The following is a 24180-nucleotide window of genomic DNA, read 5'->3' on the forward strand; positions in this document are numbered from 1 at the left end:
CATAACTGTGCACACGACGGCTGTGCACGACGGATTCCCAGGAGTGCCCGTGACCACTGCCCCGCTCGCCGGCCGGCTCGACGGCCTGCTGTTCTTCCCCGTCACCGCCTTCGCGCCGGACGGCTCCGTCGACCTCGACACCTTCCGCGCGCACGTGCGCGCGGGCGTCGACGCGGGCGCCGCGGCCGTCTTCGCCTGCTGCGGCACCGGCGAGTTCCACGCCCTCACCCCCGAGGAGTTCCGGGACTGCGTCGCCGCCGCCGTCGAGGAGACCGCGGGCCGCGTCCCCGTCGTCGCGGGCACCGGCTACGGCACCGCACTCGCCGTCCAGTACGCCAGGCTCGCCGAGGAGGCCGGCGCCGACGGGCTCCTCGCCATGCCGCCGTACCTCGTCGTCGCCGACCAGGCAGGACTGCTCCGCCACTACACCGAACTCGCCGCCGCCACCTCGCTCGACGTCATCGTCTACCAGCGCGACAACGCGATCCTCACCCCCGCCACCGCCGTCGCCCTCGCCCGCACCGACGGCATCATCGGCCTCAAGGACGGCCTCGGCGACCTCGACCTCATGCAGCGGATCGTCAGCGCCGTCCGCGCCGAGGGCCTCGACCTCCTCTACTTCAACGGCCTGCCGACCGCCGAACTCACCGGCGCCGCCTACCGGGGCATCGGCGTCACCCTCTACTCCTCCGCCGTCTTCTGCTTCGCCCCCGACATCGCCCTCGCCTTCCACCGCGCCCTCACCACCGGCGACACCACCACCGCGAACCTGCTCGTCGACGGCTTCTACCGGCCCCTCGTCGAACTCCGCTCCCAGGGACGGGGGTACGCCGTCTCGCTCGTGAAGGCGGCGGTCCGCAGGGGAGGCCTGGACGTGGGCGGAGTACGGCCCCCGCTCAGCGACCCCGCCCCCGAGCACATCGACGAGCTCATGCTGCTCGTCGAGCGCGGCCGGGCCCTCCTGAAGGAGGCCGGAGCATGAGGGCGGGAGCCTTCGCCTACCCCTGGGACATCGACGGCGACCCCGCAGCGCCCGCGCTCCTCGCCGGGCTCGGCGTCGCGCAGATCACCCTCGCCGCCGCCTACCACTCCACAAGGGCGCTGACCCCCCGTCACCCGGCGCACCGCGTCGTCACCGCCGAGCACGCCGCCGTGCTCTACCCGCCCGACCACGACCGCTGGGCGGACCGCCCGCTGCGCCCGTACCCCGCGGGGCGGTGGGCGCCCGGCGACTCCTTCGGGCGGGCCGCCGAGTCCCTCGCCGCCACCGGCGTCGAGGTGCACAGCTGGGTCGTCCTCGCCCACAACTCCCGCCTGGGCGCCGAGCATCCCGATACCTCCGTCGTCAACGCCTACGGCGACCGCTACCCCTGGGCCCCCTGCATCGCCCGCCCCGAGGTCCGTACCCTGCTCGTCGGCCTCGCCGCCGAGGCCGCCGTACGGCCCGGCGCGGCCGGCACCGAGCTGGAGTCCTGCGGCTGGTACGGCCTCGCCCACCTGCACGCCCACGACAAGACCGGCGGCGTCGCCCTGGGGGAGCGGGAGCAGTACCTGATGTCGCTCTGCTTCTGCCCCTCCTGCCGCACGGGATACGGGGACGGGGGCGCAGAACCCGACGAGCTGGCCGCCGCCGTCCGCGCCGCCCTGGAACCGGTCTGGGCCGGAGCGGGCCCCGCGGGCGGGCTCGGCGACCTGGAGGCCCCGGTCCTCGCCTGGCGCGCCCGGACCGCGCGCACCTTCCAGGAAGCCACCGTGGCCGCCGTACGGGCAGCGGCCCCGCCCGGCTTCCGGATCCTGCTGCACGCCGACCCCGACCCGTACCGCTGCGGCGCCGACTCCGGCACGGACCCGGCGCACGTCCTGGGCCTCGCGGACGGTGTGGTCGCCCGCCCGCCCCGGGTCGCGGCCTTCGCCGCGCACGCCCGCCAGGACACCGTCATCGCCGCGAACCTGTCCGTCGTCTCCGGCATGGGCGGCGCCCCGGGACGGCTGGCCCACGACGCCGAGGACGCCCGTGACGCGGGCGCGACGGAACTGCGGCTCTACCACGCGGGACTCGCCTCCGACGAGGATCTGACCGCGGTCCGCACGGCCCTGCGGAAGCTGAGCTGAGACCGTCCCGGCGGATCCGGCCGTCCCCGCCGTGATCCGCCGGACACCCCGCTCACCAGGCCAGATCCTCAAGGGCGTCCAGGTCGGGCACCACCGGGGGCGCAGGTTCCGCACCCTCCGCGCCCACCCGCAGCTCCGCCCAGATCGTCTTGCCCCGCCGGGCGTACCGGGTGCCCCAGCGCTCCGCGTACTGCGCCACCAGATACAGCCCGCGGCCGCCCTCGTCCGTCGCCGCCGCGTGGCGCAGGTGCGGCGAGGTGCTGCTGCCGTCCGACACCTCGCAGATCAGCGTCCGGTCGTGGAGCAGCCGTACCCGCACCGGGTCGGCGCCGTACCGCACCGCGTTCGTGATCAGCTCGCTGAGGATCAGCTCCGCCGAGAACGCGAGCCCGTCGAGCCCCCACTCCGCCAGCTTCGCCGCCGCCGCGTTCCGCACCGGCGACACCGCCGACGGGTCACGGGCCACCTCCCACTCCGCGATCCGGTCACGCTCCAGCAGCCGCGTGCTGGCCACGAGGAGAGCGATGTCGTCACTCGGCGTCGGCGACAGAAGGGTAGCGAGGACGTCCGCACAGGTCTGTTCCGGATTCCGGTCCGAGTGGGCGAGCGCGGACCGGAGCAGCCCGAGCCCCGTGTCCAGGTCACGCGCCCGGTTCTCCAGGAGGCCGTCCGTGAAGAGCACCAGTTTGCTGCCCTCCGGCAGCCACAGCTCCGTCGATTCGAACGGCACGTCGCCGAGACCAAGACCCAGCGGAAGCCCCGGCGACAGCTCGGGGAACTCCACCCGCCCGTCGGGACCCACGAGCGCCGGCCCCGGATGCCCCGCACTCGCCACCGTGCACAGGCCGGACGCCGGATCGTAGATCGCGTACAGGCAGGTCGCCCCGGTGATGCCCTCCTCGCGCCGCCGCCCCTCGCCCTCCGGCCCCTCCGACTCCCGCGCGTCGATCCGGCCCGTCAGCTCGTCCAGATGACCGAGCAGCTCGTCCGGCGGCACGTCGAGCGTCGAGAAGTTGTGCACCGCCGTCCGCAGCCGTCCCATGGTGGCCGCCGCGTGCAGCCCGTGCCCCACCACGTCACCCACCACCAGCGCCACCCGCGCCCCCGGCAGCGGGATCACGTCGAACCAGTCGCCGCCCACCCCCGCCTTGGCCGGGAGATACCGGTACGCCACGTCCACCGCGCTCTGCTCGGGCAGCACCCGGGGCAGCAGGCTCCGCTGGAGCGTCACCGCCATCGCGTGCTCCCGGGTGAACCGGCGCGCGTTGTCGATCGCGACCGCCGCCCGCGCCGCCAGCTCCTCCGCGAACGACAGATCCTCCTCCCCGAACGGCTCCGGAGTGTCCGCCCGCCAGAAGTTCGCCATCCCGAGGACCACCCCACGGGCCAGCAGCGGCACCGTGAGCAGCGAGTGCATCCCGAAGGCGAGGGCCTGCGCGGCCCCCTCCGGGTCCTGCGCCCGCCAGCCCTCCGCCGAGGCCAGCTCCGCCTGCACCACCGCGTGACCCGCGTCCAGGGCCCGTGCCATCGGCGTGCTGGGGACGTCGAACCGTACGGTGTCCCCGACCGGCTGCAGCGGCTGGTCGGGCCGCAGCCCGCTCAGCGCCGTCCGCCGCATCTCCGTGGTCGCCGACGAGGACTCGGGCGGCTCCTCGCCCCGCAGCACCGGTTCGAGCAGCTCCACCGTCGCGAAGTCCGCGAACCGCGGCACCGCCACCTCCGCCAGCTCCTCCGCCGTCCGTACGACCTCCAGCGTCGTTCCGATCCGCACCCCCGCCTCGTAGAGCAGCTGGAGCCGGCCGCGGGCCACCGCCGCCCGGCCGCTGAGGGCGGCCAGCTCCGTGGTGTCCCGCATCGTCATCACACAACCGGACTCGCGCCCGGCCGGGAGCGTGGGCCGCACGCTCACCGCGAGCAGCCGGTCGCCCGCGCGGTGCACCTCGTCCGTCGCCGACCGGCCCGACTCCAGGAGCTCGACCGTCCGCGGGTCGAGGCCCAGTTCCGAGACGTGCCGCCGCTCCGCGTCCTCCGTGAGCCCGAGCAGCCGGCGCGCCTCGTCGTTGGCGAGCAGCAGCCGGTGATCGGCGCCCACGATCAGGACCCCTTCGCGGACCGCGTGCAGGACGGCCTCGTGGTGTTCCTTCATCCGGGTCATCTCGGCCGGGCCGAGGCCGTGCGTCTGCCGCCGCAGCCGCCGGCTCACCAGGGCGGCCCCGCCCACCGCCATCACGAGCGCGCCGGCCGCCGCGCCGATGAGGAGCGGCAGCCGCCCCTGTACCGCGTCCGTGATGTTCTCCACCTCGATGCCGCTGGTGACGAGGCCGACGATCCTGCCCCGGTCGTCGACCACGGGCACCACGGCCCGTACGGCGTCGTTGGGGGCGCCACGGAACAGCTCGGTGTAGGACTCGCCGTCCACCGTCGCACGCGTCAGGTCGCCGGTCGCCTTGCGGCCGATCAGCTCCGGCTGCGAATCGGTGTACCGCACGCCGTCCCTGCTGAGGACCGCGATGAAGTCCAGGCCCGTCGCCCGCCGGGTCGCCTCCGCCCGGTCCTGGAGCTCCGCCGTCGGGTCGGCGGAGGTCAGCGCGTCGTCGACGCCGGGCGCCTTCGCGAAGGCCTCCGCGACCGCGAGCGAACGGATCTGGGCGTCGTGCTCGCTGTCGCTGCGCGCCTGGTGGAACGTCACGAACACGGCCGCCGCGATCACCAGGAGGGCGATCAGCGCCTCCAGTGCGAACACCTGCCCGGCGACGCTCCGCAGCCCGGTCCCGCGCCCGCCCCCACCGGGCCGCCGCTCGCGCGCCCGCCGCTCGGCCCACCGCTCCCGGGCCGTCATCCCGTGCTCCGGGCGATGAGCAGCGCCACGTCGTCCGCGGCGCCCGGACGGCGCAGCGCCCGCAGCAGCGTGTCGCAGGTCTCCTCCAGGGGCCCGCGCGCCTTGTCGAGCAGGCCCACCAGCAGGGCGAGCCGTTCGTCGATCGCCTCGTCGCGGGTCTCGATCAGACCGTCCGTGTACAGCACGAGCAGGTCCCCCGGCCGGAAGGGCACCCGGGTCGTACGGAACGTCGCGCCGCCCACCCCGAGCGGAAGCCCCGGCTCCATGTCCACCAGCTCGGCCGGTCCCTCCGCCGGGACCCGTACCGGCGGCAGATGGCCGGCGTTCGCGATCCGGCACCGGCCCAGGGCCGGGTCGTGCACGGCGAACAGACAGGTCGCGATGTAGTGCTCGAGGCCCGCCGTGATCCGGTCCAGATGCCGCAGCACCTGGGCGGGCGCGAGATCGAGGTCCGCGAACGCGCAGGTGGCGGTCCGCAGCCGCCCCATCGTGGCCGCCGCGTCGATCCCGCTGCCCATGACGTCCCCGACGACCAGGGCCGTCTTGTCGTCGGGCAGCGGGATCACGTCGTACCAGTCGCCGCCGACCTCGCTCGACGCCTGCGCCGGCTGGTAGCGGGCCGCGATCTCCAGGCCCGCGCGCTCCGGCGGCGTGCCCGGCAGCAGACTGCGCTGGAGCGTCACGGCCGAGTTCCGCACGCTCTGGTACCAGCGCGCGTTGTCGATGCTGACCGCCGCGCGGGCCGCGAGCTCCGTCGCGAGCAGCACGTCGTCGCCGTCGAAGGGCAGCGCGTTCCGGTCCCGCTTGAGGTCGAGCGCGCCGAGCACCTCGCCGCGCGCGATCAGCGGCACCGCCAGATACGAGTGCACCCCGGCCCGGGCGAGGAGCTCCGCCGCCTCGGGGCTCCGTGCGATCCGGGACAGATCACCGGGGCCCACGTGCTCCACCAGGACCGGCAGACCGGTGTGCACACAGCGGGTGACCAGCCGGTCCGCCCCGTACATCGCGACCGCCCCCGGCGGGTCCGCCGCCGGCAGCGCCTCCGTCCGCGCCGCCGCCTTCACCGCCAGCGCCCGGAACAGCTCGGGCCCCTCCTCCGGCGCGCCCGGCCTCCGCAGCGTCAGGACGGAGTCGAGGACGTCGACGGCGGCGATGTCCGCGAGCTCCGGGACCACCACCGAGGCGAGCTCGTCCGCCGTCCGCTCCACCTCCAGGGTGGTGCCCACCCGGGCCGAGGCGTCCGCGATCAGCGCGAGCCGCCGCCGGGACCGGTCCGCGACCGTGTCCGCCCGGTGCCGCTCGGTCACGTCGATCACCGAGGTCGCGGCACCCAGGATCCGGCCCTCGGCCCCCTCCAGCCGGTAGAAGGACACCGACCAGGCGTGGTCGCGGTCGGGGTCCGCGGGCGTCCGTCCGACGATGTGCCGGTCGAGCAGAGGCGCCCCCGTGGCCAGTACGGTCCGCAGCGACGTCTCGATGACACGCGTGTCGAACAGCGGCAGCACCTCGCCGATCCGCCGTCCGATGTGCAGCGTGGCCGGTACGCCGTTGATCCGTTCGAGCGCCGGGTTGACCAGGACGTACCGCAGGTCGCCGTCCACGACGGCGAGGCCGATCGGGGACTGGGTGACGAGCCGGTCCGTGAGGGCGAGTTCGGTCTCGACCCGTTCGACGGCGGAGTGGTCGGCGGCGATCCCGAGCGCGTACAGGCCGCCCAGGTCGTCGGTGAGCCGCATGTTGCGGAACTCCACGCGCCGGACGCTGCCGTCCTTGTGCCGTACGGGGAAGGTGCCGGCCCAGGCCGCGCCCTCGCGCAGCATCTCGCCGAAGAGGCGCATCGCCTCCTCCCGGTGCTCGGCGCCGACGATCAGCCGGGCCAGGTACCGGCCGAGCGCCTCGTCGGAGCGGAAGCCGAACAGGATCTCCGCCTGCGGGCTCCACAGCACGATCCGGCCGCGCGCGTCCACGACGATCGCGGCGACCCCGATCACGTCGAGGAGCCCCTTGCCGTCCAGGGGCACACCCACCCGCCCCGTCGCCCCCGGGAAGGAACCGGCCGTCACACTGCCCTCCTCCCGCCGCGCGCGCCTCCTTCCATGCTCGCCGCCCGCCGGTCGCCCCGCACCGCGAGCGCCGCCGGTCACGCGTGACGGCCGGGCATCCGTACGGCCGGTGCCACCCGCCCACGCCGTGCCCGCCACCGCGAGCAGCGGCGGCAGAACGCGGACGTCGACCAGGGCCACCAGGCCCGCGCCGAGGGCGAGGGCCGGCGCGTTCGGGGCGAGGACCAGGGTGTTCGTGGTGGCCGCCACCCGACCCCCGCCCCCGTCGGCCCCGCGGATCGGTCACCTTCCCTAGGGGGTCTCCGGGGCCGCCGCCCCCCGCCTCTCGTGCCGCAGCGCCGCCCCCGTCACCACCGCGCCCAGGCCTTCCCACAGGCCCACGCCCAGGAAACCGGCCGGGGCGCGGCCGGTGACGACCGCGAGGGTGAAGACCGCGCAGGTGAGGAGCCGGAACGGGACCGTCCAGCGGAAGAAGGGCTTCCAGTCGGCGAGCGAGGCCAGGACGTAGTAGACGCCCATGTTGAGCGCGGCCATCGAGGACGCCGTGAGGAAGACGAGGGTGTGGTCGCCGTCCGCGCGGCCGTCCGCGGGCACGGGTTCGAAGCCCATCACCGTGAGCAGGGCGTCCGGGACGACGAGGCCCACCACCCCCAGCGCGGCGGCGAGCACGCCGAAGACCGCCATGGTCCAGCCGGACAGGGAACGGGGCAGGCGCACGGCGGGTCCTCCGCGAGGTGAGTACGGGGTCGGGGCTCGCAAACGTGCTCGAACGCGAGCGTGCCCTGCATACCGTGTGACGGGGTCCGACGGCCAATCGGATGCCGCCGAATCCCGTCTCGCGGGGTGCGACGGCCCATCGGGCCCGCCGAATCCCGTCTCGCGGGGGCCGACGCCCCATCGGGCCAGCCGAATCCCCTCTCGCGGGGTGCGACGGCTAATCGGGCCCGCCGAATCCCCTCTCGCGGGGCCCCGCTCGCCCCTCAGGCGTCCCCGAACCCCGTCCCGCCCCAGGTCACTTCAGCGCCGCCGCCATCATCTTCTGCGCCACCGGCGCCGCCAGGCCGTTGCCGCTGACCTCGGAGCGGGCCGCGCCCGAGTCCTCGATCATCACCGCGACGGCGACCCCCTTCCCGGTCGAGGGGTCCTTCGCGTACGAGGTGAACCAGGCGTACGGCGTCTTGCTGTTGTTCTCGCCGTGCTGGGCCGTGCCCGTCTTGCCGCCGACCTCGGCGCCGTCCACCGCCGCGTTGGTGCCCGTGCCCTTCTCGACCACCGTCACCATCGCGCTGCGCAGCTGCTCCGCCGTCGAGGCGGAGACGATCCGCTCGCTGTCCCCGTCCTTGAACGAGGTCAGCGCGTCGCCGTCGGAGTCGACGACCTCCGAGACCATGTGCGGGGCCGCGAGGAGGCCGTCGTTGGCGATCGCCGCCGACACCATGGCCATCTGGAGCGGGGTGGCGGTCACGTCGAACTGCCCGATGCCGGTGAGCGCGGTCTGCGCCGCGTCCATGCCGGACGGGTAGACGCTCGCGTAGGCGCGGACCGGGACGTCGAGCTCGGCGTCGTTGAAGCCGAACTTCTCCGCCATCGCCCTCACCTTGTCCTGCCCCAGGTCGGCGGCCATCTTGGCGAAGACGTTGTTGCAGGAGTACTGGAGAGCCGTGCGGATCGTGGCGTTCTCGCAGGGCGCCGAGGCGTTCTCGTTCTTCAGCACGGTCCGGGTGTTCGGGAGGGTGTACGGGTCGGGGCTCTCCGTCGCCGTGTCCACCGAGCTGTAAAGGCCGTCCTCCAGGGCCGCCGCGGCGACGACCAGCTTGAAGGTGGAGCCGGGCGGCAGCGGCTGGCGCAGGGCCCGGTTGACCATCGGCTTGTCCTCGTCGGTGGTCAGCTCCTTCCAGGCGGCGCCATCCGTCGTCCCGGTGATCTTCGACGGGTCGTAGGACGGGGTGGAGGCGAGGGCGAGGATCCGGCCGGTCGCCGGGTCGATCGCGACGGCCGCGCCCTTCTTGTTCCCGAGCGCCCGGTAGGCGGCCTTCTGTACGTCCGGGTCGATCGTGGTGATGACCGTGCCCGGATCCTGCTGCTTGCGGGTGAGGGCGTCGAGCGGGTTCTTCAACCGGTCGTCGGTGCCGTCGAGGACGTCGTCGTAGATGCCCTCCAGCTGGGTGGCCCCGTACGCCTGGGAGCTGTAGCCGGTGACCGCCGCGTACAGCTCGCCGTCCGTGTACGTGCGCTTGTACGCGAGGTCGTCCCCCTCCGTTCTCTTCGAGCCGGTGACCGGCGAGCCGGCCACGACGATGTCGCCGAGCGGCTGCGCGTACTGCGCGATGGTCTTCCGCCGGTTCTTCGAGTCGTCCGCGAGCGCCTTGCCTTCGTACGCCTGCACCCAGGTGGCCCGGCCCAGGAGGGCGAGCACCAGGAGCAGCACGAAGACCGACGTGTGCCTGATCGTCTTGTTCATCGCACCTGTGGGGACGAACGGGCCGGCAGGAGACGTTCCGGATGTGTCCGGTTTCTCAGGGAACCTTCATCCGGGACGGTCGTGCGGGCCGGGTCTCACCCTGCCCGTACGAACCCCGACTCGTACGCCAGGATCACCGCCTGCGTACGGTCGCGGGCGCCCGACTTCGCCAGGACCGCCGCCACATGCGTCTTGACCGTGGCCGCGCCGACGCCCATCCGGTCCGCGATCTCCGCGTTCGTCAGGCCCGTCGCCACAAGCCGCAGCACCTCCGCCTCCCGTTCGGTGAGACGCCCCACCCACGGCGGCGGAACGGGCGGCCGGTGGCGGGCGTGCTCGGCGGCCAGGCCCCGTACGGCCGCCGGGTAGAGCAGCGAGTCGCTCCGCGCGACCAGCCGGACCGCGCCGACCAGCTCCTCCGCCGCGGCCCGCTTCAGGAGGAAGCCGGCCGCGCCCACGCGCAGCGCGTCGTACACGTAGGAGTCGTTCTCGAAGGTGGTCACCACCACGATCCGCGGCGGCTCCGCCATCCCGGCGAGGATCTGTTCGGTGGCCCGGATACCGTCGATCTCCGGCATCCGCACATCCATCAGGACGACGTCCGGCCGTTCGGCCCGCACCACCGACACCGCCTCCGCGCCGGTGGACGCCTCCCCGACGACCTCGATGCCGGACTCCGCGTCCAGGATGACCCGCAGGGCGGTCCGCACCATCCGCTCGTCGTCGGCCAGGACGACCCTGATCGCGGCCGCGCTCACCGGGGGATCCTGACCGCGAGACGCCAGACACCGTCCACCGGGCCGGCCTCCGCGGTGCCGCCGAGCAGCCGGGCCCGCTCCGCGACACCGCGCAGCCCGCGCCCGCCGTTCGGACGGGCGACCGGGGGCCGCTCGGGCAGGGGGTTCTCCATGGTGATCTCCATCTTCTCGGTACCGGCGTCGAGCCGTACGGTGACGGGCTCCCCGCCCGCGTGCCGGGCCGCGTTCGTCAGCCCTTCCTGAACGATCCGGTACGCCTCCCGGGACAGCGCCTCCGGTACGGTGCCCAGGTCGCCCGACACGGTCAGCGCCACCCTCGGCCCCGCGCCCCGCACCAGGGACCCGAGCGCGTCGAGCCCCGGGCCCACGCCCTCCGCGACCTCGTCGCCCCGGCGCAGCAGGCCGAGGGCCCGGTCCAGCTCGCCGACCGTGCGCCGGGTGGTCTCCTCGATCGCGGTCAGCGCCTCCCGCACGAACGCCAGGTCCGTTCCGGCCCCGCTGTCCAGGACCCGCCGGGCCGCCCCCGCCTGGAGGGTGACCGCGCTCAGCGCGTGACCGACCGAGTCGTGCAGCTCCCGGGCCAGCCGGTTGCGGGACTCCGCCTCCGCCGCGCGCCGCTCGGCCGCCGCGAGCCGGTCCTTCGGGCTCGGTCCGAGCAGCCGGGGCGCCTGCCGGGCCAGCAGGGCGCCGGTCCCGGCGGCCGTGGCGGCGAGCGCGAGCAGCATCAGGAGCCCCGCGGGAAGCGCCGCCCAGCCCCACCAGGGCCGGTCGAGCCCCCACAGCCTGCCGAGCTCCGACTCCCGGAGCGCCGGCGAGAACGGCAGCGCCATCACCGACACCGCGAACGGCGGCAGCGCCAGCGTCGCCCCGCTGATCAGCGCTCCCACGCCCAGGTGCAGGGTGAACCAGCCGGCCGTCCTGGCCCTCGCCTCCGTGCCCCGCGCCGGGCCGTCCGCGAACCGGTCCGCCGGCACCCCGCAGAGCGCCCGCGCCGCCGCGGCAGACATCGGCCGGGTCAGCGGGGACAGCGCGGCGACCGTGACGAGCGGCAACCCCGCCGCGTACGCCCCGAACTGCCCCCCGATCCCCCCGGAGAACATCCCGCCGCCGCCGCCGAGCAGCAGCGCGACGATCACGGAGCCGACCATCCAGAACGGCATGAACAGCGCGCCGCCCACGATCAGATGGAGCCAGCGCCGCCTGGCCCGCTGCCCGAGGAGGGCGGCCGCGTACCGTCTCACGCCTCGGCGCTCCGGCGCCGCAGGACGACTGCCACGCACGCGGCGAGGAGGAACCCGGTGATCATGTCGCCAGCGTAGGACAGCTGTACGAGCTCGGGGACGCGCTCGGCGGGATCCGTCTCCGGCAGCAGCGCGACGAGCGACATGTAGGCACCCCAGCAGCCCACCACCGCCGACGCCGTCCAGGCCAGGGCGAGGGTGGAGCGGACCCGCGCCCCGGCGGGCCTGCGCAGGACCAGGAGCAGGGTGAAGACCACGGCGACGAGGAGGAAGCCGAGCCACTGGGCCTCCAGGACGTGGAAGTCGGCGTCCCGCTCGGCGATCCGCCGGGCGGACAGGCCGGTGGTCGCGCCCACCGCCCACAGCAGGTGCGGCACGGCCGACACGAGCGCGGTCACCGAGCCGGCCAGGGCGGCGACGCGCACTCCCGGCCCGGACGTACGGGCGGGCAGCTCGCCGAGCCGGCCGCTCCAGAGGTGACCCCAGCGGTCCCGGGCGTACAGGACGAAGAGGGTGCCGAGGGTGAGGCCCTGGAGGATGAAGCCGCCGTAGACGACAGCGAAGACCCAGGGGTCCAGGAAGGGTTCTGCGGGTGCGGCGGCCCGCTCGTCGCCGGTGACGGCGGCGACCACGAGCTGTGCCGGGTATCCGGTCATGATCGGGACGAGCAGTCCGGTCGCCGCCCACATGGGGAGGGCGAGCAGCCAGGCGGGGAACCGCCGGCCCCAGGCCTGGGTGAGCAGCAGGGCGAGGACGATCACGAGGGCGTCGGCCAGCACCGTCACCGCGTTGCCGATCGCCAGCATCCTGGGGTGCTCCAGGAGCACGCTCCCGGCCGGGATGCCGATCTCGCTGCCCGCCACCCAGGCGATCTTGAGCGAGATGTACGGGAGGCAGGCGAGGATCGCGAGCACGCGCAGCGCCCGGCGGGCGGTGCTGGTGCGGTGGTCGGCGCGGGGTGCGGGGGCGGGGAGGTGCGCGGTCTGTGTCATGGCTCCACGCTCGCGCGTGGCGGCCCGGTGCCACGTCCTGCGCACCGGTGATCCGTCTCCGCCGCGCGGGGGAGGAGCCCTCATTCCTCACGTGAATTGACCCATGTTTTTGATGATCAATTGCACCCCTGGGCATGGTCAATAGCCCTCTAGAGTAAGGATCATGAACGAGAACGCGCCCTTCGCCCCGCTCCTGACCCGCGCCGCCGACGCCGAGACCACCGCCGACCCCAGCAGCGTGATGACCCTGCTCGCCGACTCGGACACCACCGGCGGCCGGCTCACCAGCTACCGCTCCTCCTTCGCGAAGGGAGCGGTCGGTGCCCCGGCGCACTTCCACACCAGGGCCTCGGAGATGTTCTTCGTGCTCGGCGGCTCGCTCCAGGTCCTGGTCGGCGAGGAACTGTCCGTCCTGGAGCAGGGCGACTTCCTCCTCGTCCCGCCCCACACCCCGCACGCCTTCGCGGCCGCGCCCGGCGCCGAGGCCGACGTGCTGTTCGTCTTCACGCCCGGCATGGCCCGCTTCGACTACCTGCGGCTCCTCGGCCGGGTCATGCGCGGTGAGGCGAGCTTCGAGGAGATCAAGGCCTCGTCGGAGCAGTACGACAACCACTACGTGGACAGCCCGGTCTGGCAGGCGGCCCTGGCCGAGCGGGGCTGAGTCCCCAGGGGCTCAGAGGCGGCGGGTCGCCAGCGTCAGCCGGTCCCGCGCGTCGAACAGCGCGTCCTTGATCATCTGCTCGTGGGCCGGGGTGAGCCGCGCCACCGGCACCGAGCAGCTGATCGCGTCCCGCGCCGGGGTCCGGTACGGGATCGCGATGCCGAAGCAGCGCAGCCCCAGCGTGTTCTCCTCGCGGTCCACCGAGAAGCCCTGCTCACGGATGACACGCAGCTCCTCGATGAGCTGCTCGCGGTCGGTGATGGTGTGCTCGGTCAGCGCCGGCAGGGTCTCCGGGAGCAGCTTGCGCACCTGCTCGTCGGTGTGGGTGGCGAGCAGCGCCTTGCCGAGCGAGGTCGAGTGCGCGGGCAGCCGCCGCCCGACCCGGGTGAACGGCCGCAGGTAGTGCTGGGACTGACGGGTCGCCAGATAGACGACGTTGGTGCCGTCGAGCCGCGCCAGGTGGATGGTCTCGGTGGTGTCGTCGGAGAGCCGGTCCAGGGTGGGCCGGGAGGCGGCCACCACCTCGTCGCCGTCGATGTACGAGGTGCCGACGAGCAGCGCCCGCACCCCGATGCCGTACCGGGTGCCGGTCGCGTCCGTCTCCACCCAGCCCAGTTCGACCAGGGTGCGAAGCAGCATGTACAGGCTGGACTTCGGGTAGCCGACGGCTTCCTGGACGGCGGCCAGCGAGTGCATCCCGGGGCGGCCGGCGAAGTACTCGAGCAGCTCCACGGTCCGCACAGCGGACTTCACCTGCGCTCCGCCCGCGTCGGCAGTCGCCATGACCCTCGCCCCATTTCCGTTCGTCCGGTCGTCCCGTGGCCACCTGGCCGAACGGGGCCCCTTGTGGAGACGGCCCGGCCGTCCCTAGAGTCCCGTACAGATGCGTTCATCTACAAGAACTGTGTTCAGAATAGCGAACAGGGGCGTGGCGGTGGCGGCAGAACCAGTGTGGAGTGTGGACCCCCGGACGGGGAAGCCGCGCGAACAGGTCGCGGTGGAGGCCACGGCCGAGGACGTCGACCGGTCCGTACGGGCCGCCCACGACGTCCGTGAGAGTCTCGCCGACCGCGGCGTACGGGCTTCCTTCCTCCGTACCGCGGCCGACGTCCTCGACGGGGCGCGCGAGCGGATCGTCGAGACGGCCGACGCCGAGACCGCGCTCGGACCGGTCCGCCTCACCGGCGAACTCGCCCGCACCACCGGTCAGTTGCGGGCCTTCGCCGACGTCGTCGAGGAGGGCTCCTTCCTCGACATCCGGATCGACCTGCCCGACCCCGGCGCCGTCCCGCCCCGGCCCGACATGCGCCGCTGGAAGATCCCGCTCGGCGTCGTCGCCGTCTACGCCGCCAGCAACTTCCCCCTCGCCTTCTCGGTCCCCGGCGGCGACACGGCGAGCGCCCTCGCGGCCGGCTGCCCCGTCGTGATCAAGGCCCACCCCGACCACCCGGCCACCTCCGCGCTCTGCGCCACCCTGCTGCGCGGGGCCGCCGCCAAGGCCGGCCTCCCCGAGGACGTCGTCACCCTCGTTCACGGCTTCGACGCCGGCGTGGAACTGGTCCGGCACCCGCTCGTCGCCGCGGCGGGCTTCACCGGCTCGGTCCGCGGCGGACGGGCCCTCTTCGACGCGGCCGCCGCCCGGCCCGTCCCCATCCCCTTCCACGGCGAACTCGGCTCCCTCAACCCGGTCGTGCTCACCAGCGCGGCGACCGAGGAACGGGCCGAGGAGATCGGCGCGGGCCTCGCCGGCTCCATGACCCTGGGCGGCGGCCAGTTCTGCACCAAGCCCGGCTTCGTCCTGGCCCCCTCGGGCGAAGCCGGCGACCGCTTCCTCGACGCCCTCGCCGCCGGGGTCTCCGAGACCGGACCGGCCGTGCTGCTCGACCACCGGATGCGGGACGCCTTCGTCGCCGGGGTCACCGAGCGCACCGCGCTCGACGGCGTACGGGCCCCGGTCACCCCCGGCGCGGGCGACGAGCACACGGTCAGCGCCGGAGTCCTGGCCGTCGACGCCGCCCTGCTCACCGAGGGCGACCGGCACCACCTCCTCCTGGAGGAGTGCTTCGGCCCGGTCACCGTCGTCGCCCGCTACGACTCGCGGACCGAGATCACCGAGGTCCTCTCCCGGCTGCCCGGCAACCTCACCGCCACCCTCCACATCGCCACGGAGGCCGGCGAGGACGCCGACGCCGCCTCGCTGCTCGCCGAACTCACCCCGCTGGCCGGCCGCGTCCTCGTCAACGGCTGGCCCACCGGCGTCGCCGTCGCCCAGGCCCAGCACCACGGCGGCCCCTACCCGGCCACCACCTCCACGTCCACCTCGGTCGGCGCGACCGCGATCGAGCGCTGGCTGCGCCCGGTCACCTACCAGTCGACCCCCGACCACCTGCTCCCGCCGGAGCTCCGCGACGCCAACCCCCTGGGGCTGCCCCGCCGCTGAGCCCGCCAGGCCTCAGGATCCGACGCGCACCACGATCTTCCCGAGGTGCGCGTCGGACTCCATCAGGCGATGGGCGTCGGCGATCCGCTCCAGACCGTCGAAGGTCTCGGCGATCACCGGCGCGAGGGAGCCGTCGCGCAGCCCCGAGCCGATGAAGCCGGCCGCGCGGCGGCGCCCCTCCTCGGTCCTGGCGAGCACCCCGTTGGCGTAGGTGTGGACGGTCTGCGGCCAGTTCATCGACAGGGCCGTCGGCCGCAGGTCCAGCCACCCGTACAGCACCGCCGTGCCACCGGGCCGCAGCGCGTCGCCGAGCCGGGCGAACCCCGGCCCGCCGATCGCGTCGAACACCAGGTCCGCCCCGGCCCCGCCGGTGATCCGCCGCACCTCCGCGACCAGGTCCCCGGCGTCCCCCGCCTGCCCTCCGTCCCCCGCGCCCTCGGGTTCCGTCACGATCACGTGCGCCGCCCCGAGCTCCAGGAGCCGCTTCCGCTTGCCCTCGCGGCGCGTGGTGGCGATCGGCACGGCACCGACCCGCAGCGCCGTCTGGATCGCCGCCGTCCCCACCCCGCTCGACGCGCCCGTGATCACCACGTGGTCGCCGGGGCCGAGGCCGCCGGTCAGCACCATGCCTCCGTACGCGGTGAAGTACGTCAGCCAGACCGCCGCCGCCGTCACCGCGTCCACCCCCTCCGGGCGGGCCACCACGTACTCCTCCGGCAGCACCACCCGCTCCGCGTACACGCCGTGCACCCCGAAGTCGAAGTTGGCCGCCGCCATCACCGGATCGCCCGGCGCGTACGCCGTGACCCCCGCACCGACCGCCTCCACCACCCCGGCCGCCTCGTAACCGAGCCGCGAACCCGGCAGCGTGGGCGGGTAGTAGTAGGTGCCCGCGCGGAACAGCGCCTCGGCGCGGTTGAGCCCGATCGCCTGGACCCGTACGAGCACCTCACCGGGTCCCGGGGCCGGCAGCGGCACCTCCGTCACCTTCAGCACCTCGGGACCGCCGAGCTCGTGAAAGAGAACTGCCCTCGTCGTCACATCCGTTGTCGTCATGACGTCGACCCTAGGAGGACGGGGCGAGACGATCCATGTCCTCATGGCTCCCCTCGATGTCCGATCGTCTCGCACACCCTGAGGCGAGTACGGTGCCGGAATGGACGTACTGAGCGATGCCATCGCCGCCATGCGCACCGGCCGCCCCCACTCCTCCCGCACGGTCCGCTTCGCCCCCTGGGGCTTCCGTTTCCCGCAGAGCAAGGGCGCCGGATTCCACGTCGTTCTCCAGGGCGCCGCCTGGCTGATGCCCCCGGACGGCGCCGCCCCCGTCAGGCTCGGGCCCGGCGATGTCGTCCTCCTCGCCCACGGCGCCGGCCACGGCCTCGCCGACCACCCCGACACCCCCCTCGTCGACGCCCGCCCCGCCCCCGACGGCTCCTGGCCCACCCCGCCCGTCCGTGGACCCGTCGACGGCGAGGAGACCTTGCTCCTGTGCGGCGCCTACCAGCTCAGCCGCGCCCGCGCCCACCCGCTCCTCACCGAACTGCCCCCGTACGTCCACCTCCCCGCCCGGGTCGGCGCCCACCCCCGGCTGCGCGCCGCCGTCGACCTCCTAGGCGCCGAACTCGCCGAACACCAGCCGGGGGCCGACGCCGTCGTGCCCGCCCTGCTCGACACCCTGCTGCTGTACCTCCTGCGCACCTGGTGGCTCACCGAACGCGCCGACCGGTCCACCGGCTGGTCGGCGGCCCTCGGCGACCCGGCCGTCGCGGGGGCCCTCCGCGCCCTCCACGGAGATCCCGCGCGCGCGTGGACGGTCGAGGAACTCGGCGCCCTGACCGGCCTCTCCCGCGCCGCCTTCGCCCGCCGGTTCACGGCCTTGGTCGGCCGTTCCCCCCTCGCGTATCTCACCTGGTGGCGGATGACCACGGCGGGCCGCCTGCTCCGCTCCGCCGACCTCCCGCTCCGCGTGGTGGCCCAACGCTCCGGCTACTCGTCGGAGTTCGCCTTCGCCAAGGCCTTCAAACGGGAGTACGGAGTGGCGCCGGGGCAGTACCGCAAGGGGGCCTGAGGACAAGGCAGTCGACGTCCGCCCGGTTCGCTCCGGCCGACCTCCCCGCGCGCCCACGGGATGCCGGAGCTGCGCGGGGCGACGAGGCGGCTTCCTCGGCGGCGGAGGACCCGAGCCCGACAGTGGTGACCGACCTGACAGGATGCGGCCTCATTCTCCGGACGCCTCCGTCACCCGGCGGCCCGGCAGGCGCAGGGACGCCAGGGCCGTCAGGGTCAGGAGGCCCGCGCTGATCAGGAGGCTCGTGCGCAGGGCCGTCTCCACGGACCGGGCCGCCATCGAGCCGAACACGGCGACCGCGAGGGTGCCCGCCGTCTGCCGGACCGCGTTCAGGAGGCCCGCGGCCGTGCCCGCGCGCTCCGCGGGGGCCGCCTCCATCATCGAGGCGATCAGCGGGGGGAGGGAGAAGCCCGCGCCGAGGGCGAGCGGGACGAGCAGCAGGGCCTGCGCCACCCGCGAGGAGTCCGCGTCGACCGTGAGCAGCCCGAGGAGACCCGCCACCGCGACCGCCTGCCCCAGGACGACCGGCAGCCTTGCCCCGTACCGCGCCGCCACCCGCGCCGACAGGAGGTTCACCCCGGCGAGCAGCCCCGTCATCGGCAGGAACATCAGTCCCGCGGACAGTGCCGAAAGCCCCAGCACCTGCTGGAAGAAGAGGCTGAACACGAACAGCGTCCCGTAGAAGGCCACGCTGTTCGCCGAGCCCGCCGCCATCGCCACGGCCACCGTCGTGTTCCGGAAGAGGCCCAGCGGCACCATGGGATGCCGCCGCCGCGCCTCCGCCATCAGGAACGCCGCGAAGGCGCAGCCCGCGAGCCCCAGCGCCCACCAGGCCTCCGTACCGCCCTCGACGGCGGCGAAGGTCAGCGCCCCGAGCGCCGTCACCGCCGTCAGCTGACCCGGCAGGTCGAGCGGGGCGGACCCGCGCGCCGAACGCGCCACCCGGGTCAGCGGGACGAGCGCCAGCAGCCCCAGCGGCAGGTTCACGAAGAAGACCCCCCGCCAGCTCCACCCCGTGGTCAGCGCCCCGCCCACGACGGGCCCGAGCGCCACCGCGACCGTGCCGCCCGCCGCCCACAGCGACACCGCGCGGGCCCGCCGCGCCGGATCGCCGTACGCCTCCCGTACGAGCGCGAGCGAGGCCGGCAGCATCACGGCCGCCGCCGCGCCCTGCACCGCCCGGGCCGCGAGGAGCGCCGGAAACCCCGGGGCGAGACCGCAGGCCGCCGAGGCGAGGACGAAGACGACAACCCCGGCCCCGTACGCCCGGCTCGCCCCGACCCGGTCGGTGAGCGCCCCGCTGGACAGCAGCAGCGCGGCGAGGACGAGCGTGTACGCGTCGACCACCCAGGGCAGCCCGGCCGTCCCGGCCCCCAGGTCGGCGCCGATCGCCGGCAGGGCCACGTTCACGACGGACGTGTCGAGGGTGATGAGGGCGAAGCCGAGCATCGCGGCGGCCAGGGCGGGCCTCGGGGAAGCGGGCCGGCCGACGGAGGCCTCGGGGCGGCGGAGCGTGAAGGACATGCCCCCAGCTTCATGATCGGCGGAGCCGTACAGTAGCGGCCCGAATGCCATACCTCCGGAGGTTCTGGCCATGAGGGTCCCGCCCCGGGTCCGGCGCGTCGCCGTGATCGCCGTCCCGCCCGTCTCGATGTTCAACCTGGCCATCCCCGAGATGCTGTTCGGCAAGGTCGAGATCGACGGCGAACCCGGGTACGAGACGGTCATCTGCGCCCCCGACCCCGGGCCCGTGGCCACCACAGGCGGCCTCGACCTGGTCGTTCCCCACGGCCTCGACGCCGTCGCGGACGCCGACACCGTGATCCTGACGGGCAGCGGCACCTCCACCGACCCCGACCCGCGCATCCTCGACGCCCTGCGCGGCGCCGCGGCCGCGGGCAGGCGCATCGCCTCCCTCTGCACCGGAGCCTTCGCGCTCGCCGGGGCCGGACTGCTCGACGGCCGGGCGGCGACGACGTACTGGACCTACCGGCCGCTGCTCGCCGCCCGCCACCCGGCCGTCGACCTCCAGGGCGACGTCCTCTTCGTCCAGGACGGGCCCGTGCTCACCTCCTCGGGGTACGCGGCGGGCATCGACCTCTGCCTGCACGTCATCCGGACCGACCACGGCGCCGCCGTCGCCAACACCGTGGCCCGCCTCGCCCTCGTCGCACCCGTACGGCCAGGCGGGCAGACCCAGTTCACCCAGACCCCGCTGCCGCCCGAACGGGGGGTCTCCTTCGCCGTCACGCGCGCGTGGGCCATGGAACACCTCGACGTACCCCTCGGCCTCACCGACCTCGCACGGCACGCCGGGGTCTCGGTCCGCACCCTCTCGCGGCGGTTCCACGCCGAGACCGGCGTCAGCCCGCTCCAGTGGCTGCTGCACCAGCGCGTGGAGCGGGCGAAGGAACTCCTGGAGACCACCGCGCTCCCGATGGACGGGGTGGCCCGGGCCAGCGGCCTGGGTACGGCGGACTCCCTGCGCCGGCATCTGCTGCGCCGCACGGGCCTCACCCCGAGCGCCTACCGGTCGGCCTTCACCCGCCTCACAGGGCCTCCGGCGACCGCTGGGGAGGCGCCCACACGCGCGCGTACGGACGCGCCTTCGGAGACGCCCACGCGTGCGCGTACCGATGTCTCTCCGGTGAGGCCCGCGCGCTCCCGCAGCGCCCTCCCTCCGGAGGTGCCCCCGCGCCCGCGTACCGCAACCGGTCCGTTCCCCCGCGCGTCCTGAAGGAGCATGATCAGAATCGCGAACGCCGCCGACCTCGACGCAGTCGTCGCCCTCCACACCGAGGCCCGTGCCACCTACTACCGCGGACACGTCCCCGACGCCGAGTTCCTCGGCCCCGAGGAGGTCGCCCGCTCCCGGGCGGGATGGGCCGCGGCCGTCGACCGCGGGGCCGTGCTCTGCGCCGTACGGGACGGAGAGATCGCCGGGATCGCCGCGTACGGGGAGCGCGACGGCCTCATGCACCTCACCCAGCTCCATGTGCTCCCCGCCCGCTGGCGCGCGGGCGTCGGCGCCGAGCTGCACGCCGCCTGCACCGGCGCCTGGCGGGCCGCCGGGGTGACCGAGGCCCGCCTGGAGGTCTTCGAGAAGAACGAGCGCGCCCAGGCCTTCTACGCGGCCCACGGCTGGACCCCCGACACGGAGAAGCCGCGCGACGGCGCCCACCTCGTGCTCCGGCTCACACTGGGCCCGGAAACGGAATGAACCGTGCCGGCGGTGACGTTGTCGCGACCGCACACCCCCACCGGCAACCCTCGGAGAGAAGTCACATGCGCGTCGAGATCTGGAGCGACATCGCCTGCCCCTGGTGCTACATCGGCAAGGCCCGCTTCGAGAAGGGGCTCGCGGACTTCGCCCACCGCGACGACGTCGAGGTCGTGCACCGCTCCTTCGAGCTCGACCCCAACCGTGCCAAGGGCGACACCGGCCCCGTCCTGGAGATGCTGGCCAGGAAGTACGGCCGTACGCTCGACGAGGCCCGCGCCATGGAGGCGCACGTCGCGTCCAACGCGCACTCCGAGGGCCTCGGCTACCGCACCGAGGGCCGCGACCACGGCAACACCTTCGACATCCACCGGCTGCTCCACCTCGCCAAGGACCGCGGGGTGCAGAACGAGCTCCTGGACCTGGCCTACCGCGCCAACTTCGCCGAGGAGCGCTCCGTCTTCGACACGGAGACCCTCGTGACGCTCGGCGTCGAGGCCGGTCTCGACGAGACCGAGGTCCGCGCCGTCCTCGCCGACGGCTCCGCCTACGCCGAGGCCGTGCGCGAGGACGAGCGTGAGGCCGCCGAACTCGGCGCGAACGGCGTGCCGTTCTTCGTCCTCGACCGTCGCTACGGCATCTCGGGCGGCCAGCCCGCCGAGGTCTTCACCCAGGCCCTGGAGCAGGCCTGGCAGGGCCGCGTCCTCCAGCCCGTCGGCTCCGGCGCGGAGGCGTGCGGACCGGACGGCGCCTGCGAGGTTCCGGGCGCCTGACCCTCCGGCCTCCCCCTCTGACCTGCGGAGATAAGCGCGGCTTGGGTTTCCTCGCGATCGGATCGCCATTGACGGGTGATCGCGGGGAAACCAGGGTGGGGTCATGGAATCCCTTGACCGGCCCCTCGGGGGCGCCGAGTTCGCGCCCAAGAAGACGTATCTGAACACCTCCGCCTGCGGGCTGCTGCCCCGCCGGACCATCGAGGCCGTGACGCTCCTCGCCGAGGAGACCGCCGACGGCCGTCCCGACGGCGCCGGAAGCTTCGCGATCGTCGACGAGGCCCGTGCCGCCTTCGCCCGCCTCGCCGGGGTCTCGCACGAGCGCGTCGCCGTCGGCAGCTCCGTCGCCGTGCACTGCGGAATGATCGCCCAGTCGATGCCCGCCGGGTCCGAGATCCTCTTCCCCGAGGGCGAGTTCTCCTCCGTCATCACCCCCTTCACGATCCGCGGCGACCTCAAGACCCGGTTCGTGCCCCTGGAGCGGCTCGCCGACTCTGTCCGGCCCGAGACCGCGCTCGTCGCCTTCTCCGCCGTGCAGTCGGCGGACGGCAGGACGGCCGACTTCGCGGCGATCCGGGCCGCGGCGGCCGCGCACGGCGCCCGTACGCTCCTCGACGCCACGCAGTCGGCCGGCTGGCTGCCGCTGCGCGCGGGGGAGTGGGACTACACGGTCGCCGGCGGCTACAAGTACCTGCTCTGCCCGCGGGGGGCGTCCTTCCTCACCGTCACCGAGGAGGCGCAGGACTCGCTCCTCGCCATCCACGCCAACTGGGTCACGGGCGAGGAGCTGTGGGTGAACAGCTACGGTCCGGTCCGCGAACTGGCCCGCACCGCACGCCGGTTCGACGAGCCCGCGGCCTTCCTCTCGTACCACGGGGCGGCCCGCTCGCTCGCGCTCCTCGAAGAGACCGGCATCGAGCGGATCGAGGCCCACAACAAGGGGCTCGCGGCCCGCTTCCGCTCCGGACTCGCCGCCTTGGGCCACGAGCCGGTCGCGGACGACTCGACGGTCGTCGCCGTCCCCGGCCTCGGGGACCGCGCGGACGCCCTGCGCGAGGCCGGCGTCCTGCTCTCCGCCCGCGCGGGCAACCTGCGGGCCTCCTTCCACCTGTACAACACGGCGGCGGACGTGGACCGGACCCTGGACGTCCTCTCGGGCTGAGGCCGGTACCGCACCTGAGGGTTACGGGGGAGCCGGCGGCGCGCCGCACCGCCCTTGAGGGTTACGCGGGGGCCGGGGGCGCCGTACCGCCCCTGAGGGTTACGCGGGGGTCCGGGACCGGTGTCCGAGGGGCCGTCCCGCCCGCCCCGCACGGCGGAGGGGCGGGGTCCGGACCCCGGACCCCGCCCCTTCCGTCACAGCCGCTCCGATCAGGCCCAGGCCTCCGTGACCGCCCGGCGCGCGCCCTCCAGGTCCACCGCGCGGCCCGTCTCGCCGAGCGCCGCGCCGAGGGCGGCGAGCGAGGACTGCACGGCGCCCGGCGTCGCGTCCACCCCGTAGTGGTTGACCCGGATCATTTCCGCGGCGAGCGCCCCACCGCCCGCGATCAGCGGCAGCGACGGGTCCGCGGCCAGCGCCTTCGCCACCAGCTCGGAGGCGTCCACCCCGGCCGGCGTGCGCAGCGTCGTCGCGACGGGGGCCGCGTCCTTAGCCTCGTACACATACGGTTCGAGACCGCCGCCGAGAGCCAGCGCACCCGCCCGGGTCGCCGCGGCCGCCGAGGCGTGCCGCGCCATCAGGGCGTCCAGACCCTCCGCCTCGATCCGCTCCACGCACGCCTCGAGGGCCAGCATCTCCAGCTGCGCCGGAGCGTGGAGCAGCGCCTTCCGGCCGCCGTCGATCCAGCGCTCCTTCCAGTCGAGGAGCGAGAGGTACGAGCGGCGCGGCGCGGCCGGGTTGGCGGCGAACCGCTCCCAGGCCCGCGCGCTCACCGACACCGCCGACACACCCGCGGGACCGCCCATCGCCTTCTGTGCGCCGATGATGCACATGTCCACGCCCCACGCGTCCGGCAGCACCGGCTCGGCGCCGATCGACGCCACCGCGTCCAGGTAGAACAGCGCGCCGTGGGCCCGTACGACCTCTCCGATCTCCGCCACCGGGTTGGTGTTGCCCGTCGCCGCCTCGGCGTGCACGAGGGACACGAAGTCGATCTCCGGGTGCTCGGCGAGGGCCTGCTCCACCTGCTCGGCCGTCACGGCGGTGTGGAAGGGCACCTCCAGGTCGACGACGGTCGCGCCGCAGTCCCGCAGCCAGTTGCCGAAGGTCTGCCCGTACGGCCCGGTGACGACGTTCAGCGCGGTCGATCCGGCCCGCGCCCCGCTGCGGATGCACCCCTCCAGGGGGAGCAGCGCCTCGCCCTGGGTGATCACCACGTCCTGCTCCGTGGAGAGCAGCGCGGCCACCCGCCGCTCGATCGACGCGAAATGCGCGGCGGTCAGCGGGGCCAGGTCCAGGAGCGGATGTGTCACGGTCACGGTGGTGCCTTCTTCGACTCGGTGCGGTGCGGGCGGAACTCCGGATGCAGGGTACCGAGGCCCCCGCCACG

At 74.4% G+C, this 24180-nt stretch carries 20 protein-coding genes; 9 read left to right on the top strand and 11 right to left on the bottom strand.

The window, feature by feature from the left end:
- The first annotated feature begins 49 nt into the window (after window positions 1-49).
- Both ACFVYX_RS28685 and ACFVYX_RS28690 read left to right on the top strand, forming a co-directional pair.
- A complete protein-coding gene (locus tag ACFVYX_RS28685) occupies window positions 50-982 on the top strand; it encodes a 5-dehydro-4-deoxyglucarate dehydratase (RefSeq protein WP_389684388.1) in 933 nt (310 codons plus the stop codon).
- The gene (locus ACFVYX_RS28690) at window positions 979-2112 is read left to right on the top strand and encodes a hypothetical protein (RefSeq protein ID WP_389684389.1); all 1134 of its coding nucleotides are present in this window, start codon (window positions 979-981) and stop codon (window positions 2110-2112) included. The genes ACFVYX_RS28685 and ACFVYX_RS28690 overlap by 4 nt, the downstream gene beginning before the upstream one ends.
- A 52-nt stretch (window positions 2113-2164) precedes the next feature.
- On the opposite strand, the gene ACFVYX_RS28695 is transcribed toward ACFVYX_RS28690, so the two are convergent.
- The 7 genes from ACFVYX_RS28695 to ACFVYX_RS28725 form a co-directional block, all read right to left on the bottom strand.
- The gene (locus tag ACFVYX_RS28695) at window positions 2165-4951 is read right to left on the bottom strand and encodes a SpoIIE family protein phosphatase (RefSeq protein WP_389684390.1); all 2787 of its coding nucleotides are present in this window, start codon (window positions 4949-4951) and stop codon (window positions 2165-2167) included.
- The gene (locus tag ACFVYX_RS28700) at window positions 4948-7014 is read right to left on the bottom strand and encodes a SpoIIE family protein phosphatase (RefSeq protein ID WP_389684471.1); all 2067 of its coding nucleotides are present in this window, start codon (window positions 7012-7014) and stop codon (window positions 4948-4950) included. The genes ACFVYX_RS28695 and ACFVYX_RS28700 overlap by 4 nt, the downstream gene beginning before the upstream one ends.
- Before the next feature lie 291 nt (window positions 7015-7305).
- Entirely contained in the window at window positions 7306-7698 is a 393-nt protein-coding gene (locus tag ACFVYX_RS28705; RefSeq protein ID WP_389684472.1) for a hypothetical protein, read from the bottom strand.
- A 328-nt stretch (window positions 7699-8026) separates the two neighbouring features.
- Window positions 8027-9475, bottom strand: a complete 1449-nt coding sequence (locus ACFVYX_RS28710; protein ID WP_389684391.1) for a peptidoglycan D,D-transpeptidase FtsI family protein — start codon at window positions 9473-9475, stop codon at window positions 8027-8029.
- 95 nt (window positions 9476-9570) lie between these two features.
- Window positions 9571-10188, bottom strand: a complete 618-nt coding sequence (locus tag ACFVYX_RS28715; protein ID WP_389684473.1) for a response regulator — start codon at window positions 10186-10188, stop codon at window positions 9571-9573.
- 41 nt (window positions 10189-10229) lie between these two features.
- Window positions 10230-11474 carry a sensor histidine kinase gene (locus ACFVYX_RS28720; RefSeq protein ID WP_389684392.1) on the bottom strand — a complete coding sequence of 415 codons (1245 nt, stop codon included), beginning with the start codon at window positions 11472-11474 and terminating at the stop codon, window positions 10230-10232.
- Entirely contained in the window at window positions 11471-12466 is a 996-nt protein-coding gene (locus tag ACFVYX_RS28725) for a hypothetical protein (RefSeq protein ID WP_389684393.1), read from the bottom strand. Before ACFVYX_RS28725 ends, ACFVYX_RS28720 begins: the two co-directional genes overlap by 4 nt.
- A 163-nt stretch (window positions 12467-12629) precedes the next feature.
- On the opposite strand from ACFVYX_RS28725, the gene ACFVYX_RS28730 reads away from it, so the two are divergent.
- A complete protein-coding gene (locus tag ACFVYX_RS28730) occupies window positions 12630-13127 on the top strand; it encodes a cupin domain-containing protein (protein ID WP_389684394.1) in 498 nt (165 codons plus the stop codon).
- Between the two features lie 12 nt (window positions 13128-13139).
- Here the strand turns inward: ACFVYX_RS28730 and ACFVYX_RS28735 are convergent, their stop codons facing one another.
- Complete coding sequence (locus ACFVYX_RS28735) at window positions 13140-13910, bottom strand: IclR family transcriptional regulator (protein WP_389684395.1); 771 nt, start codon at window positions 13908-13910, stop codon at window positions 13140-13142.
- Between the two features lie 151 nt (window positions 13911-14061).
- Here ACFVYX_RS28735 and ACFVYX_RS28740 point away from each other — a divergent pair, with 151 nt between their 5' ends.
- Window positions 14062-15567 (top strand): aldehyde dehydrogenase (NADP(+)), encoded by a 1506-nt coding sequence (locus ACFVYX_RS28740; protein WP_389684396.1) that lies wholly within the window; start codon window positions 14062-14064, stop codon window positions 15565-15567.
- A gap of 12 nt (window positions 15568-15579) precedes the next feature.
- Here ACFVYX_RS28740 and ACFVYX_RS28745 read toward each other — a convergent pair whose 3' ends face one another.
- A complete protein-coding gene (locus ACFVYX_RS28745) occupies window positions 15580-16623 on the bottom strand; it encodes a zinc-dependent alcohol dehydrogenase family protein (protein WP_389684397.1) in 1044 nt (347 codons plus the stop codon).
- A 100-nt stretch (window positions 16624-16723) separates the two neighbouring features.
- Between ACFVYX_RS28745 and ACFVYX_RS28750 the strand changes: the two genes are divergently transcribed.
- Window positions 16724-17638, top strand: coding sequence for an AraC family transcriptional regulator (locus tag ACFVYX_RS28750; RefSeq protein ID WP_389684398.1), 915 nt, complete (start codon window positions 16724-16726; stop codon window positions 17636-17638).
- 150 nt (window positions 17639-17788) lie between these two features.
- Here ACFVYX_RS28750 and ACFVYX_RS28755 read toward each other — a convergent pair whose 3' ends face one another.
- Window positions 17789-19162 (bottom strand): MFS transporter, encoded by a 1374-nt coding sequence (locus ACFVYX_RS28755; protein ID WP_389684399.1) that lies wholly within the window; start codon window positions 19160-19162, stop codon window positions 17789-17791.
- Between the two features lie 70 nt (window positions 19163-19232).
- Between ACFVYX_RS28755 and ACFVYX_RS28760 the strand changes: the two genes are divergently transcribed.
- The 4 genes from ACFVYX_RS28760 (at window position 19233) to ACFVYX_RS28775 (ending at window position 22793) form a co-directional block, all read left to right on the top strand.
- Window positions 19233-20375 carry a helix-turn-helix domain-containing protein gene (locus tag ACFVYX_RS28760; protein WP_389684400.1) on the top strand — a complete coding sequence of 381 codons (1143 nt, stop codon included), beginning with the start codon at window positions 19233-19235 and terminating at the stop codon, window positions 20373-20375.
- Window positions 20376-20381: 6 nt separating this feature from the next.
- Entirely contained in the window at window positions 20382-20858 is a 477-nt protein-coding gene (locus ACFVYX_RS28765; RefSeq protein WP_389684401.1) for a GNAT family N-acetyltransferase, read from the top strand.
- A gap of 65 nt (window positions 20859-20923) precedes the next feature.
- Complete coding sequence (locus tag ACFVYX_RS28770) at window positions 20924-21631, top strand: DsbA family oxidoreductase (protein ID WP_389684402.1); 708 nt, start codon at window positions 20924-20926, stop codon at window positions 21629-21631.
- A 103-nt stretch (window positions 21632-21734) separates the two neighbouring features.
- Complete coding sequence (locus ACFVYX_RS28775) at window positions 21735-22793, top strand: aminotransferase class V-fold PLP-dependent enzyme (RefSeq protein ID WP_389684403.1); 1059 nt, start codon at window positions 21735-21737, stop codon at window positions 22791-22793.
- A gap of 209 nt (window positions 22794-23002) precedes the next feature.
- Here the strand turns inward: ACFVYX_RS28775 and ACFVYX_RS28780 are convergent, their stop codons facing one another.
- Entirely contained in the window at window positions 23003-24103 is a 1101-nt protein-coding gene (locus ACFVYX_RS28780; RefSeq protein ID WP_389684474.1) for a pyridoxal-phosphate-dependent aminotransferase family protein, read from the bottom strand.
- Window positions 24104-24180 lie beyond the last annotated feature (77 nt).

The organism is Streptomyces sp. NPDC058326, assembly GCF_042879855.1.
Lineage (GTDB): Bacteria > Actinomycetota > Actinomycetes > Streptomycetales > Streptomycetaceae > Streptomyces.

Coding starts and splice junctions, on each gene's coding strand:
- ACFVYX_RS28690 (WP_389684389.1), top strand. CDS start 979: ATGAGGGCGGGAGCCTTCGCCTACCCCTGGGACATCGACGGCGACCCC.
- ACFVYX_RS28695 (WP_389684390.1), bottom strand. CDS start 4,951: ATGACGGCCCGGGAGCGGTGGGCCGAGCGGCGGGCGCGCGAGCGGCGG.
- ACFVYX_RS28705 (WP_389684472.1), bottom strand. CDS start 7,698: ATGGCGGTCTTCGGCGTGCTCGCCGCCGCGCTGGGGGTGGTGGGCCTC.
- ACFVYX_RS28710 (WP_389684391.1), bottom strand. CDS start 9,475: ATGAACAAGACGATCAGGCACACGTCGGTCTTCGTGCTGCTCCTGGTG.
- ACFVYX_RS28715 (WP_389684473.1), bottom strand. CDS start 10,188: ATGGTGCGGACCGCCCTGCGGGTCATCCTGGACGCGGAGTCCGGCATC.
- ACFVYX_RS28725 (WP_389684393.1), bottom strand. CDS start 12,466: ATGACACAGACCGCGCACCTCCCCGCCCCCGCACCCCGCGCCGACCAC.
- ACFVYX_RS28730 (WP_389684394.1), top strand. CDS start 12,630: ATGAACGAGAACGCGCCCTTCGCCCCGCTCCTGACCCGCGCCGCCGAC.
- ACFVYX_RS28735 (WP_389684395.1), bottom strand. CDS start 13,910: ATGGCGACTGCCGACGCGGGCGGAGCGCAGGTGAAGTCCGCTGTGCGG.
- ACFVYX_RS28745 (WP_389684397.1), bottom strand. CDS start 16,623: ATGACGACAACGGATGTGACGACGAGGGCAGTTCTCTTTCACGAGCTC.
- ACFVYX_RS28750 (WP_389684398.1), top strand. CDS start 16,724: ATGGACGTACTGAGCGATGCCATCGCCGCCATGCGCACCGGCCGCCCC.
- ACFVYX_RS28755 (WP_389684399.1), bottom strand. CDS start 19,162: ATGTCCTTCACGCTCCGCCGCCCCGAGGCCTCCGTCGGCCGGCCCGCT.
- ACFVYX_RS28760 (WP_389684400.1), top strand. CDS start 19,233: ATGAGGGTCCCGCCCCGGGTCCGGCGCGTCGCCGTGATCGCCGTCCCG.
- ACFVYX_RS28765 (WP_389684401.1), top strand. CDS start 20,382: ATGATCAGAATCGCGAACGCCGCCGACCTCGACGCAGTCGTCGCCCTC.
- ACFVYX_RS28770 (WP_389684402.1), top strand. CDS start 20,924: ATGCGCGTCGAGATCTGGAGCGACATCGCCTGCCCCTGGTGCTACATC.
- ACFVYX_RS28775 (WP_389684403.1), top strand. CDS start 21,735: ATGGAATCCCTTGACCGGCCCCTCGGGGGCGCCGAGTTCGCGCCCAAG.